This window comes from Rhizobium sp. M1, from assembly GCF_002531805.1.
GTDB classification, from domain to species: domain Bacteria; phylum Pseudomonadota; class Alphaproteobacteria; order Rhizobiales; family Rhizobiaceae; genus Rhizobium; species Rhizobium etli_C.
This window is the reverse complement of record NZ_NWSW01000012.1, coordinates 81,326-94,961: the sequence shown is the minus strand read 5'-3', so window position 1 is coordinate 94,961 and position 13,636 is coordinate 81,326. Positions and strand designations below refer to the sequence as shown.

Below are 13,636 nucleotides of genomic sequence, written 5' to 3'. Positions count from 1 at the left end.
GCCATGCAAGAACCGATCGAAAGCGACCTTCTCAGAACCTTCCTTATTGTCGCCGAGACGTCGAACTTTTCGGCGGCCGCCCAGCGCATCGGGCGGACGCAATCTGCCGTCAGCACCCAGGTCAAGAGGCTCGAAGCAGCGATCGGCGAAAACCTTTTTGAGCGCGGCGCCCGGGGCGTGCTGCTCACGCGCCAGGGCATCCAGCTCGTGCCCTATGCCCGCAGGGTCATCGATCTCCTGAACGAGGCGGCCGCGACGATCCGCAGCAAGCCGCTCGACGGGCCAGTGCGCATCGGGATCCCCGAAGAATACAGCCAGACGGTGCTGCCGGCAGCGCTTGCGGCTTTCGCGGTTCGCCATCCGGCAGTCGAAGTCACCGTCTCCTGCGATTACACGGTCCGCAACCTTGCCGCCCTGGAACGGGACGAGCTCGATCTCGCCGTCGTCTTTGACTGGAGCGACCAGAACAAGGGCGAGGTTCTCTGCGTCGATCCGACCGTCTGGGTCACGTCGATGGTGCATCGGCTGCACGACATCGATCCCCTGCCGGTTGCGACCTATCGCAACTCGACCTGGTCACGCGACTTTGCGCTCCGTTCGCTGGAGCAGATCGGCCGCAGCTACCGGATCGCCTTCATCGCCGATACCGGTTCGGGGCTGAAGAATGCCGTGATCGCCGGCCTTGCCGTCACGACGCTTTCCCGCAGCAGCATTCCGCCCGGCTGCCGCGAATTGACCGCCGAGGATGGCTTTCCGCCGGTCGATTCCTCAAAGGTCGTGCTGCGCCGCAATAGTTTCCGCTCCAGCGAGGCCGTGCGGGAATTGGCCGAAATGCTGCGGGACGCATTCCAGCCTATGTCGGTGCCGATGATATGACGCGGCGGTGCAAGCGGCGCCGCGTCTCCGACGGGCTTTCAGAAAAACTCGCCCGGTAGCTTCTCGCAAAGGCCGAGGCGGAATTGAAGCCTGTCGCCGCCGCGATGTCGGCAAAGGAGGCCGTCGTCTCGATCACCTTGCGGCGGGCCGTGTTCAGACGCAGCGCCAGATAATGCACATGCGGCGGCGCGCCGATGCTCTGCTGGAAGAGGTCCTGCAGATGGCGGGCGCTGACGCCGACCCTGCGGGCGAGCCGGGCCAAAACCAGCGGCTGCTCGATATGCTCTTCCATCAGATGCACCGCCTGCGTCACGCGGGGATCATGCAGGCGCAGTCCCGCCGACGCGGCGGAAAGCATTTCGTCGGCGTGGAAGGAAGGCTGCTCGTAACGGAACAGCCGGCTGACTTCGAGCGCCAGCGAATAACCCTGCCGCTGCCGGATCACCTCCAGCATCAGGTCAACGGTCGGCAGCGAACCTGATGTTGTCAGCCGCTTGCCGTCGATGACGAAACGATCCTTGACGGCCCTCACCTCGGGATAGGCCAGGGCGAAATCCTCGTAGTCTTCCCAGTGGACGGTCGCCGGTAGTCCGTCGAGCAGGCTTGCTTCGGCGAGCAGCCACGTGCCGGACTCAATGCCGGCAATGATGGTGCGGTAGCGGGCTGCCTGCGAGAGCTGCATCTTCAGCGCCGGCGTGGCGCCGCGACGCCAGTTGTAACTGGCCAGCACGAACAGCGGCGTCTCCTCTGTCGTCGCCCGGAAAGTGCCCTCAGCCGGGATGGCGATATGGCTGGTGGTCGGGACCGGCGCTCCGTCCGGCGTCAAGAGCCGCCAGCGATAGAGTTCGCTGCCGGCGATGCGGTTGGCGCCGCGCAGCGGCTCGATGACCGACGCGATCAGAATCAGGTTCGTCTCCGGCAGGACGAGAAGATCGATATCGAGCCGTTCCGTCGATCGCTGCAGCAAAGCCCATCTCCCGTTTCCGATAATGTATCGAATGGCACCGAAAATGCAAAGCATCGTCGGCAAACCTGTCGCGTAATGCCTGACAAGACGGGGAGAACAAAATCATGCCTCTAGCGATGAACCGCGATGTCTTCATCACCTGCGCTGTCACCGGCGCCGGCGATACGGTTTCCAAATCCAGCCATGTTCCCATTACTCCCAAGCAGATCGCGGATTCCGCGATCGACGCCGCCAAGGCTGGGGCGGCCGTTGTTCACTGCCATGTCCGCGATCCGGAAACGGGGGCCGCCAGCCGCCGCAACGATCTCTACAGGGAAGTCACCGACCGCATCCGCTCGGCGGATATCGACGTCGTCCTCAATCTCACGGCCGGCATGGGCGGGGACCTGATCTTCGGGGATGTCGAAAGCCCCCTGCCCCTCAATCCGAAAGGCACTGATATGGCGGGTGCCAGCGAGCGCGTCAGCCATGTCGCCGAATGCCTGCCGGAGATCTGCACGCTCGACTGCGGCACGATGAACTTCAACCTCGGCGACTATGTCATGACCAACACGCCGGCCATGCTGCGGGCGATGGCGAAAAAGATGACGGATCTCGGCGTGCGGCCGGAGATCGAAGCCTTCGACACCGGTCATCTCTGGTTCGCCAAGCAGCTTGCCGAGGAAGGCCTGATCGAAGATCCGGTGCTGATCCAACTCTGCATGGGCATTCCCTGGGGCGCGCCCGACGATCTCAACACCTTCATGGCGATGGTCAATAACGTGCCTCCGAGCTGGACCTTCTCGGCTTTTTCGATCGGCCGCAACGCCATGGCCTATCCGGCCGCGGCGGTTCTGGCCGGCGGCAATGTGCGCGTCGGCCTGGAGGACAATCTCTTCGTCGGCAAAGGACAGCTCGCCACCAATGCGCAGCTCGTCGAAAAGGCCGTGCAGGTGGTGGAAGGCATGGGGGCGCGGATCATCGGACCGGAAGATGTGCGCAACAAGCTGAAGCTGACGAAGCGCTGAGGATATCATGACCAAGATCAGCAAGGCGGCCTGTATCGGCGGCGGCGTCATCGGCGGCGGATGGATCGCCCGTTTCCTGCTGGCCGGCATCGACGTCGACGTGTTCGACCCGCATCCGGAAGCAGGCCGCATCGTCGGCGAGGTGATCGCCAATGCCGAAAAAGCCTATGCCATGTTGACCGGCGCGCCGCTGCCGCCGCGCGGCAGGCTCCGTTTCTGCGAGACGCTGGCGGAAGCCGTCACGGACGCCGACTGGATCCAGGAAAGCGTGCCGGAAAGGCTCGATCTCAAGCGCCGTGTCCTGACCGAGATCGATGCCGCGGCGCATCAGGATGCGCTGATCGGTTCCTCCACCTCGGGCCTGCTGCCGACCGATCTGCAGCGCGACATGAAGCATCCCGAACGCCTCTTCGTCGCTCACCCCTATAATCCGGTCTACCTGCTGCCGCTCGTCGAAATCGTCGGTGGCGAGAAGACGTCGGCGGCAACCATCCGGGCGGCGATGGAAAGACTGCCGCCGATCGGCATGAAGGGCGTCCATATCGCCAAGGAGATCGAGGCCTTCGTCGGTGACCGGCTGCTCGAAGCGCTCTGGCGCGAGGCGCTCTGGCTCATCCACGACGACATCTGCACCGTCGAGACGCTCGACGACGTCATTCGCTATTCCTTCGGCCTGCGCTGGGCGCAGATGGGCCTGTTCCAGACCTACCGCATCGCCGGCGGCGAGGCCGGCATGCGCCATTTCCTCGCCCAGTTCGGTCCCTGCCTCGCCTGGCCCTGGACCAAGCTTACCGATGTCGTCGATCTGGATGATGCGCTGATCGAAAAGATCGGCCGGCAATCCGACGAACAGGCGGCGGGCCTTTCGATCCGCCAGCTTGAGCGCATACGCGACGAAAATCTCGTCGGCATCCTGCAGGCGCTGAAGGGCGGCGATGGCGGCAAGGGCTGGGGCGCCGGCAAGCTCTTGAAGGATTTTGAGCAATCGCTCTGGGTGCGCGGTGGCGGCGAGACCATGCCGGCCGATCCTTCGAAGCCGCTGCGGCTTGTCGAAACCAAGGTGAGCCCGGCCTGGGTCGACTATAACGGCCATATGACCGAGCACCGCTATCTTCAGGTGTTCGGCGATACGTCCGATGCGCTGCTGCGCCTTGTTGGCGTCGACCTTGCCTATGTCGAGGCGGGGCACAGCTATTACACGGTGGAAAGCCATATCCGCCATCTCGGCGAGGCGAAGCTCGGGCAGGCGATCCATTCGGCCTGCCAGGTCCTGACCGCCGACGAGAAACGGCTGCATGTCTTCCACACCCTGCACGACACGGCGACGGGCGAGCTCATCGCAACCGCCGAGCAGATGCTGCTGCATGTCGACAGCAAGGCGGGCAAGGCGGTGGCGGCGCCGGCCGCGGTGCTCGACAGGGTAAAGGCGCTTGCCGCGTCCCATGCGGAACTGGCGCTGCCCGAGGGCGCTGGCCGTCACGTCGGCCAGAAACGGTAGGAGGACGGTATGGATTTCGGTCTCAGCGAAGAACAGGAAATGATCGTCGAGACGGTCCGCGCCTTCGTCGAGACCGAGATCTATCCGCATGAGAACGAGGTCGAGCGGACCGGCATCGTCCCGCCGGAGCTTGGGCGCGAGATCCAGCGCAAGTGCATCGATCTCGGCTTCTACGCCTGCAATTTCCCCGAGGAGGTCGGCGGCGCCGGCCTCGACCATGTCACCTTCACGCTGGTCGAGCGGGAACTCGGGCGCGGCTCGCTGGGCCTGACGGTCTTTTTCGGCCGGCCTTCCGGCATCCTGATGGCCTGCGAGGGCGACCAGCGCGAGCGCTATTTGCTGCCGGCGGTGCGCGGCGAGAAGATCGATGCGCTTGCCATCACCGAGCCGGATGCCGGTTCCGATATGCGCGGCATGAAATGCGCCGCCCGCCGCGACGGCGGCGATTTCCTCCTCAACGGCACGAAACACTTCATCTCGCATGCCGATGTCGCCGATTTCGTCATCGTCTTTGCCGCCACCGGCGAGGAGGAAACGCCGAAGGGCATCAAGAAGAAGATCACTGCCTTTCTCGTCGATCGCGGCACGCCGGGATTCGAGATCCTGAAAGGCTACGATTCCGTTTCGCATCGCGGCTACCATAACTCGACCCTCAGCTTTACCGATTGCCGGATCCCCCAGGCCCAGGTGCTGGGCGAGGTGCATCGCGGCTTCGATATCGCCAATCAATGGCTCTACGGCACGCGGCTGACGGTTGCCGCCACCTGCGTCGGCCGGGCGCGGCGGGTTTTCGAGATGGCCCTGCCCTATGCCGCCGAGCGCAGGCAGTTCGGCAGGCCGATCGGCGCCAATCAGGGCGTGTCGTTCAAGCTTGCCGATATGATCACCGAGATCGACGCGGCCGAGTGGCTGACGCTTTCAGCCGCTTGGCGGCTCGACGCCGGCCTAGCCGCCGACCGGCAGATCGCTTCTGCCAAGCTCTACGCCTCGGAAATGCTGGCCCGCGTGACGGACGAGGCGATCCAGATCTACGGCGGCATGGGCCTGATGGACGACCTGCCGCTCGCCCGCTTCTGGCGCGATGCCCGCGTCGAGCGCATCTGGGATGGCACCTCGGAAATTCAGCGGCATATCATCAGCCGCGACCTGCTCCGGCCTTTGGGAGCCTGAGCCGATGACGTCTAGCCCGCTCGACCGCCTGCTCAGACCGCAAACGATCGCCGTCTTCGGCGGCCGCGAGGCGCGCCGGGTAATCGAGCAGTGCGACCGCATGGGCTTTGCCGGCAAGATCTGGCCCGTTCATCCCAAATTGGACGAGGTGCTCGGGCGGCGCTGCTATCGCTCCGTCGCCGATCTGCCTTCGGCGCCGGACGCTGCCTTTGTCGGCGTCAACAGGATGCTGACCGTCGAGATCGTGCGCGGCCTTTCAGAGGCCGGCGCCGGCGGTGCGGTCTGTTATGCGTCCGGCTTCAGCGAGGCCATGGCGGAGCTTGCCGATGGCGCCGAACTGCAGCAGGCCCTGCTTTCGGCAGCCGGCGGCATGCCGATCCTCGGGCCGAACTGCTACGGGCTGATCAACGGGCTCGACGGTGCGTTGCTCTGGCCCGACCAGCACGGCATGCGCCGAATCGAAAAAGGCGTCGCGATCCTCACCCAGTCCTCCAATATCGCCATCAACCTGACCATGCAGACCCGCGGCCTGCCGATCGCCTATATGGTCACGGCAGGCAACCAGGCGCAGACATCGCTTGCCGATGTCGCCTGCGCGCTGATCGACGATCCGCGTGTGACGGCGATCGGCCTTCACGTCGAAGGTTTCGGCGATCTCGCTTCCCTCGAACGGCTTGCTGCCATCGCCCGGCAGTCGAGGAAGCCTGTGGTCGTGCTGAAGGTCGGCCGGTCGGAGCAGGCAAAACGGGCGGCGGTGTCGCATACCGCCTCACTTGCCGGCAGCGATGCGGTCGCGGATGCCGTGCTCGCCCGCCTCGGCATCGGCCGTGTCCAGACCCTGCCGGCGCTGCTGGAAACCCTGAAGCTTCTGCATGTCGCCGGCCCGCTCGCGAGCCATTCGATCTCGTCGATGAGTTGCTCGGGCGGCGAGGCTTCGCTGATGGCGGACGCCGCCGTCGGCCGCAATGTCGAATTCCCTGCGCTGCAGCCGCAACAACTGCCACGTCTGCGGCGGGTGCTTGGCGAGATGGTGACGCTTTCCAACCCGCTCGACTACCACACCTTTGTCTGGGGTGATGTCGCTCGCCAGACCGAAGCCTTCAGCGCCATGTTCGAAGGCGGTTATGCTCTCAATCTCGTCGTCCTCGACTTTCCGCGCGGCGACCGCTGCGATGCGTCCGAATGGGTCATGACGGCGGATGCGGTTATCGCCGCGTCCTCTGCCACCGGTGCGCTGGCCGGCCTTCTCGCGACCCTTCCGGAGAACATGCCGGAACCGATCGCCAAGCGGCTGATGGCCAATGGCATCGCCGCTTTCTCAGGCATCGACGAAGCCATCATCGCGGCGGAAGTCGCAGCCGGCATCGGTCAAGCCTGGCAAGCCCCGCCTCCCCCGCCATTGCTCGATGTGCCGTCCTCAGACGGTGAGATCGAGACGCTGACGGAAGCAGATGCGAAGGCGGAGCTTGCAGCCTGCGGTCTCCCTGTTCCCCGGGGACTGCAGGCTTTTTCTCCACGTGAAGCCGCCGAACAGGCCGAGCGGCTCGGGTTCCCTGTCGTATTGAAGGGCCTCGGCATTGCGCATAAGACCGAGGCCGGAGCTGTGGCGCTCAACCTATGGGATATTGAAGCCGTGTCGAAAGCGGCGGCGGAAATGCCGCCGAATGCCGGTTATCTCGTCGAAAAAATGATCGATCCGCCGGTCGCCGAGCTCATTGTCGGCGCCGTCCGCGACCCGGTCTTCGGATTGTCGTTGACCTTGGGAGCGGGCGGAATCTTCGTTGAATTGCTTGAGGACTCGGTCATTTTGCCGCTTCCGGCAACGAAAACCGAGATTCACACGGCGATTTCGCGCCTCAAACTCGCGAAATTGCTCAATGGCTATCGCGGACGGCCAAGAGGCGACGCCGAAGCGGCGGTCGCCGTTATCTCAGCAGCGGCAGATTATGTCGTAAAGAACGCGTCATGCCTGGAGGAACTGGACATTAATCCTCTGATGGTTCTTCCCGAAGGGCGCGGCGTTGCCGCGGTCGATGTCCTGATACGGCGAAGGAGGTAGCATAGGTTGAGCGACCATATTCGCACGCGACATGACGACGGCGTGCTCGAAGTCGTCATCGACCGGCCGAAGGCGAACGCCATCGACCTTGCGACCAGCCGTGCCTTGGGCTTGATCTTCCGGGATTTTCGCGACGATCCTGAATTGCGCGTCGCCATCGTCTCGGGTGCGGGTGAAAAATTCTTCTGTGCCGGATGGGACCTGAAGGCTGCTGCATCAGGTGATGCGGTCGACGGCGATTACGGCGTCGGCGGCTTCGGCGGGCTGCAGGAACTGCGCGACCTCAACAAGCCGGTCATCGCAGCGGTCAACGGTATCTGTTGCGGCGGCGGTCTGGAGATCGCCCTTTCGGCCGACCTGATCATCGCCGCCGAACACGCGAGTTTCGCCCTGCCGGAAATCCGCTCGGGCACGGTTGCCGATGCCGCCTCGATCAAGCTGCCGAAGCGCATTCCCTATCACATCGCCATGGACATGCTTTTGACGGGACGCTGGCTCGACGTTCACGAGGCGCATCGCTGGGGCTTCGTCAACGAGGTCCTGCCGGCCGGTAGGCTGATGGAGAGAGCCTGGGAGCTCGCCCGCCTGCTCGCAAGCGGGCCGCCGCTCGTCTATGCGGCCATCAAGGAAATCGTGCGCGAAGCCGAGGGTTCGACGTTCCAGACTGCCATGAACAAGATCACCAAGCGGCAGTTTGCGACCGTCGACAGGCTCTATTCGAGCGAAGATCAATTGGAAGGCGCCCGCGCCTTCGCCGAAAAGCGAAACCCGATTTGGAAAGGACAGTGAAGAGGCGGCAGCAACCGCAGCATTTTCCCGCATGATGCGGGCACCGGAGGCGGAGAGGAAACCGTCTGCGATCCTGCCCGGAAGTTCTGTCAACGCACCATAAAGAAGGAACTGGGGAATGAACGACTATACCAAATATCTTGCAAGCCGCGTCACCGCGGGCGGGCTCAGCCGCCGCGAATTCATGGGACGCGCCATGGCGGCCGGTATCACGCTTGCCGTCGCCGACAAGCTCTTCACCGAAAGTGCCGAAGCCGCCGAACCGAAGCGCGGCGGCCATCTGAAGCTCGGTCTCGAAGGCGGTGCCGCCACCGATTCCAAGGACCCGGCGAAATTCCTGTCGCAGTTCATGTTCTGCGTCGGCCGCTGCTGGGGCGACATGCTTGTTGAATCCGACCCGTTGACGGGTGCCGCCGTGCCCGCACTTGCCGAATCCTGGGAGCCCTCGAAAGACGCGGTGACCTGGACCTTCAAGATCCGCAAGGGCGTCAAGTTCCACGACGGCAAGGAACTGACGATCGACGACGTCGTTGCGACGCTGAAGCGTCACACTGATGCGAAGTCGGAATCCGGGGCGCTCGGTGTCCTCGGTTCGATCAAGGAGATCAAGGCCGACGGCGGCAACCTCGTGCTGACGCTCAGCGAAGGTAATGCCGACATGCCGCTGCTGCTCTCCGACTATCATCTGGTCATCCAGCCGAATGGCGGCGTCGACGATCCCCTCGCCTCGATCGGCACCGGCCCTTACAAGCTGACGAGCTTCGAACCGGGCGTTCGCGCCACCTTCGAGAAGAACAAGGACGACTGGCGCAGCGACCGGGGTTATGTTGACTCGATCGAGATCATCGGCATGAACGATGCGACCGCCCGCATCGCGGCGCTGTCGTCCGGCCAGGTGCACTATATCAACCGCGTCGACCCGAAGACGGTCAACCTCCTGAAACGCGCGCCCAATGTCGAGATCCTCTCGACCGCCGGCCGCGGCCACTACGTCTTCATCATGCATTGTGACAAGGCGCCGTTCGACAATAACGACCTGCGCCTCGCGCTGAAATACGCGATGGATCGCGAGACCATGGTGGAGAAGATCCTCGGCGGTTACGGCAAGGTCGGCAACGACTTTCCGATCAACGCCACCTATGCGCTGTTTCCCGAGGGTATCGAGCAGCGCGTTTACGATCCCGACAAGGCGGCCTTCCATTACAAGAAGTCGGGCCATAGCGGCTCAGTTCTTCTGCGCACTTCGGAAGTCGCCTTCCCCGGCGGCGTCGATGCCGCGGTCCTCTATCAGGAAAGCTGCAAGAAGGCCGGGATCGAGATCGAGGTCAAGCGCGAACCGGGCGACGGCTACTGGACCAATGTCTGGAACGTCCAGCCCTTCTCGACCTCCTATTGGGGCGGCCGGCCGACGCAGGACCAGATGTATTCCACCGCCTATCTCTCGACGGCGGACTGGAACGACACCCGCTTCAAGCGCCCCGACTTCGACAAGCTCTTGCTGGAGGCCCGCTCCGAGCTTGATGAAGCCAAGCGCAAGGATATGTATCGCACCATGGCGATGATGGTGCGCGACGAGGGCGGGCTGATCCTGCCGATGTTCAACGACTTCGTGAACGCCTCCACCAAGCAGGTGAAGGGCTATGTCCACGACATCGGTAACGACATGTCGAACGGTTACGTCGCGACGCGCGTCTGGCTGGAGACCTGATGGCAAGGGGCGCAACGCCCCTCCGATCTTCGACGAAGCTGGGACTGTGGGAAGAAACCCGCGGTCCCCCCGACGTTTTAGCCAAAGGCCCTCGCCATGACCAACCCTGCCCCAAGCAAGATCTTGCCGGGCTTGAGGTTCCGGCAGCGTTTTCCGTTGCTTGCCCTCATCCTCGAGCGTTTCGTGCTCAGCATTGTTCTGCTTTTTGCCGTTTCCATCCTGATCTTCGGTGGGCTCGAAGCCCTGCCCGGCGATTTTGCCACCACCTATCTCGGCCAGTCGGCGACGCCGCAGGCCGTCGCCAATATTCGCCAGGATCTCGGGCTCGATCGCCCGGTGACGACGCGCTACGTCGAGTGGCTCGGCAACGCCGTTCAGGGTGACTTCGGCACCTCCTGGGCCAGCAAGAATTCGGTGAGCGAACAGATCGGCAAGCGCCTCGGCAACTCGCTTTTTCTGGCGGGGTTCGCGGCGGTGATTTCAGTGCCGCTCGCCGTCGGCCTCGGCATGGTCTCGGTGCACTTCCGCAACCGCATGCCTGATAAGATCATCAACGTGATTTCGTTGGCGGCAATCTCGCTGCCGGAATTCTTCATCGGTTACCTGCTGATCCTCTTCTTCGCGGTGAAATTCGGCATGGCGACCTTTCCGGCGACCGTCTATGACAGCATGGGCTTCGTCGACCGATTGAAGGCGATCGCGCTGCCGACGGCGACGCTGGTGCTCGTTGTGCTCGCGCACATGATGCGCATGACGCGGGCGGCGATCCTTTCCGTCATGTCGTCGGCTTATATGGAGACAGCGGAGCTGAAGGGCCTCAGCGCCTTCCGTTCGATCGTCAAGCATGCCGCTCCCAATGCGCTCGCGCCGATCATCAATGTCGTCGCCTTGACCCTCGCCTATCTCGTGGTCGGCGTCGTGGTCGTCGAAGTGGTCTTCGTCTATCCCGGCATGGGTCAATATATGGTCGATGCGGTCACGGTGCGCGACATGCCCGTCGTGCAGGCTTGCGGCCTGATCTTCGCGGCCGTCTACATCTTCCTCAACATGATGGCCGATATCCTCGCGATCGTCGCCAATCCCCGGCTGAGGCATCCGCGATGAGAGCAAGAGACATCCCCATCACCGCTTGGATCGGCATGGCTGGCATCGCCATCGCCTTCATCTTCGCGATCTTCGCACCCTGGATCGCACCTTACGGCGAGACCCAGGTCGTCGGCGACGTCTGGCAGCTGCCGGACGACAAATATATCTTCGGCCTCGACAATCTCGGCCGCGATATCCTTTCGCGCCTGATTTTCGGCGCGCGCACGACGCTGCTCGTCGCTTCCGCCGCCACCATCATCTCCTTCTCGCTCGGCGTCATCCTGAGCTTCACGGCAGCCGTCTCGCGCGGCATCATCGACACGGTGTTTTCGCGCTTCAACGATCTGATGATGTCGATCCCGACGCTGATCTTCGCGCTGGTCGTGCTGGCGGTCCTGCCGCAGAACATGATCGTCCTGATCCTCGTCATGGCGATCCTCGATTCCACCCGCGTCTATCGTCTCGGCCGCGCCGTGGCGCTCGATGTCGCGGTGATGGAATTCGTCGAGGCGGCGAAGCTGCGCGGCGAAGGCAAGGTCTGGATCATCTTCCGCGAGATCCTGCCGAACACGCTGTCACCGCTGCTGGCGGAGTTCGGACTGCGCTTCGCCTTCTCGATCCTCTTCCTCTCCACCCTGTCCTTCCTCGGCCTCGGCATCCAGCCGCCGGCGGCCGATTGGGGCGGCATGGTCAAGGACAACAAGGACGGCATCATCTTCGGCATTTCAGCCGCACTGGTGCCGGGCACGGCGATCGCGACCCTTGCCATCTGCGTCAACCTCGTCGTCGACTGGCTTCTGAAACGCACATCCAGCCTCAAGGGAGGGCGCGGCGATGCCTGAGCTTCTTTCCGTTCGCAATCTGAAGATCGAAGCGACCAGCTATCCGCCCGGCGAAGCGCCGAAGCGCGTAACCATCGTCGATGGTGTCTCCTTCGACCTTCAGAAGGGCAAGGTTCTCGGACTCATCGGAGAATCGGGCGCCGGCAAGTCGACGATCGGCCTCTCCGCGCTCGCCTATGGCCGCGGCGGCGCCGAAATCACCGGCGGCGAGGTGCGGCTCGACGGCACCGATATTCTGACGCTCGGCAAGGATGGCATCCGGAAAATCCGCGGCGCCCGGGTCTGCTACGTCGCGCAGTCGGCGGCAGCCGCCTTCAACCCGGCGCACCGGCTCGGCGACCAGGTGATCGAAGCCTCGGTCAAACATGGATTGATGAGCCGGGAGGAGGCGCGCAAACGGGCGCTTTATCTGTTCCGCGTCCTCGGCCTGCCCAATCCTGAGACCTTCGGCGAGCGCTTCGCCCACCAGGTCTCCGGCGGTCAGCTGCAGCGCGCGATGACGGCGATGGCGCTCTGCTCGAACCCTGAACTCATCGTCTTCGACGAGCCGACCACGGCGCTCGACGTCACCACGCAGATCGATGTACTGGCGGCGATCAAGCACGCCATCGAGGAGACGCATACCGCCGCACTCTACATCACCCACGATCTCGCCGTCGTCGCCCAGATCTCGGACGACATCATGGTCCTTCGCCATGGCAAGCAGGTGGAATATGGCAGTGTCCGGCAGATCATCGAAGCACCGCGGGAAGATTACACCCGCGCCCTGGTCAATGTCAGGCAGGCCTATCGCGAGGAAGCCGCCGACCAATCGGCGGCCCTTCTCAAGGTGGAGAATGTCAGCGCCGAATATTCCAACGGCTTCAAGGTGCTGCACGATGTCTCGCTGCATGTGCCGAAGGGGCAGACGCTTGCCGTCGTCGGCGAATCCGGTTCCGGTAAATCGACGCTGGCGCGTGTCATCACCGGCCTGTTGCCGCCAAGCAGCGGGCGTGTCGTCTTTGCCGGCAAGCCGTTGATGCCCGGTCTCAAGAGCCGGCCGAACGAGGATCTCAGGCGCATCCAGCTGATCTATCAGATGGCCGATACGGCGATGAACCCGCGCCAGACAGTGCGCGACATCATCGGCCGGCCGCTGACCTTCTATTACGGCCTGAGAGGCGCCGAGAAGACCGCCAGGGTGAAGGAGCTGCTCGACCAGATCGAAATGGGCAACGGCTTCGTCGATCGTTATCCGGCCGAACTCTCCGGCGGTCAGAAGCAGCGGGTGGCGATCGCCAGAGCCCTTGCCGCCAAACCCGAACTCATCCTTTGCGACGAGCCGACTTCGGCGCTCGATCCGCTGGTCGCGGAGGGCATCCTCAAACTGCTGCTGCGGCTGCAGGAGGAAGAGCAACTGTCCTATGTCTTCATCACCCATGATATTGCAATCGTCCGGGCGATCGCCGACAGCGTGGCGGTGATGCATCGCGGCAAGCTGGTGCGGTTCGGGCCGAAATCGACGGCGCTATCGCCGCCCTTCGACGACTACACCGATCTGCTTCTGAAATCGGTGCCGGAAATGGAAATCGGCTGGCTGGAACGCGTGCTTGCGACCCGGCGGATGGAAAGCGCCGGTCATTGAGAGGGAACAG

Annotated in this window: 11 protein-coding genes; 10 read left to right on the top strand and 1 reads right to left on the bottom strand. The window is 63.5% G+C overall.

Annotated features, from left to right (window positions below):
• The first annotated feature begins 3 nt into the window (after nt 1-3).
• A complete protein-coding gene (locus CO655_RS13395; RefSeq protein WP_097665104.1) occupies nt 4-876 on the top strand; it encodes a LysR substrate-binding domain-containing protein in 873 nt (290 codons plus the stop codon).
• Here CO655_RS13395 and CO655_RS13390 read toward each other — a convergent pair.
• On the bottom strand, nt 854-1,843 hold the full coding sequence (locus tag CO655_RS13390) for a GlxA family transcriptional regulator (protein WP_097606055.1): 990 nt from the start codon (nt 1,841-1,843) through the stop codon (nt 854-856). The genes CO655_RS13395 and CO655_RS13390 overlap by 23 nt on opposite strands.
• Nucleotides 1,844-1,947: 104 nt before the next feature.
• Here CO655_RS13390 and CO655_RS13385 point away from each other — a divergent pair, with 104 nt between their 5' ends.
• The 9 genes from CO655_RS13385 (at nt 1,948) to CO655_RS13345 (ending at nt 13,626) form a co-directional block, all read left to right on the top strand.
• Nucleotides 1,948-2,850 (top strand): 3-keto-5-aminohexanoate cleavage protein, encoded by a 903-nt coding sequence (locus tag CO655_RS13385; RefSeq protein ID WP_097664998.1) that lies wholly within the window; start codon nt 1,948-1,950, stop codon nt 2,848-2,850.
• 7 nt (nt 2,851-2,857) lie between these two features.
• Entirely contained in the window at nt 2,858-4,348 is a 1,491-nt protein-coding gene (locus CO655_RS13380; protein ID WP_097664997.1) for a carnitine 3-dehydrogenase, read from the top strand.
• 9 nt (nt 4,349-4,357) lie between these two features.
• Nucleotides 4,358-5,518 carry an acyl-CoA dehydrogenase family protein gene (locus CO655_RS13375; protein ID WP_097664995.1) on the top strand — a complete coding sequence of 387 codons (1,161 nt, stop codon included), beginning with the start codon at nt 4,358-4,360 and terminating at the stop codon, nt 5,516-5,518.
• Nucleotides 5,519-5,522: 4 nt separating this feature from the next.
• Nucleotides 5,523-7,577: an acetate--CoA ligase family protein gene (locus CO655_RS13370; RefSeq protein ID WP_097664994.1), complete on the top strand. Its 2,055-nt coding sequence runs from the start codon at nt 5,523-5,525 to the stop codon at nt 7,575-7,577.
• 6 nt (nt 7,578-7,583) lie between these two features.
• Nucleotides 7,584-8,366: a carnitinyl-CoA dehydratase gene (locus tag CO655_RS13365; RefSeq protein ID WP_097664992.1), complete on the top strand. Its 783-nt coding sequence runs from the start codon at nt 7,584-7,586 to the stop codon at nt 8,364-8,366.
• Nucleotides 8,367-8,484: 118 nt separating this feature from the next.
• The gene (locus CO655_RS13360; protein ID WP_097606061.1) at nt 8,485-10,074 is read left to right on the top strand and encodes an ABC transporter substrate-binding protein; all 1,590 of its coding nucleotides are present in this window, start codon (nt 8,485-8,487) and stop codon (nt 10,072-10,074) included.
• A 96-nt stretch (nt 10,075-10,170) separates the two neighbouring features.
• On the top strand, nt 10,171-11,178 hold the full coding sequence (locus CO655_RS13355) for an ABC transporter permease (RefSeq protein WP_097664990.1): 1,008 nt from the start codon (nt 10,171-10,173) through the stop codon (nt 11,176-11,178).
• A complete protein-coding gene (locus CO655_RS13350) occupies nt 11,175-12,002 on the top strand; it encodes an ABC transporter permease (RefSeq protein WP_010030979.1) in 828 nt (275 codons plus the stop codon). Before CO655_RS13355 ends, CO655_RS13350 begins: the two co-directional genes overlap by 4 nt.
• Nucleotides 11,995-13,626 carry an ABC transporter ATP-binding protein gene (locus tag CO655_RS13345; protein WP_097664989.1) on the top strand — a complete coding sequence of 544 codons (1,632 nt, stop codon included), beginning with the start codon at nt 11,995-11,997 and terminating at the stop codon, nt 13,624-13,626. The genes CO655_RS13350 and CO655_RS13345 overlap by 8 nt, the downstream gene beginning before the upstream one ends.
• Nucleotides 13,627-13,636: the final 10 nt, after the last annotated feature.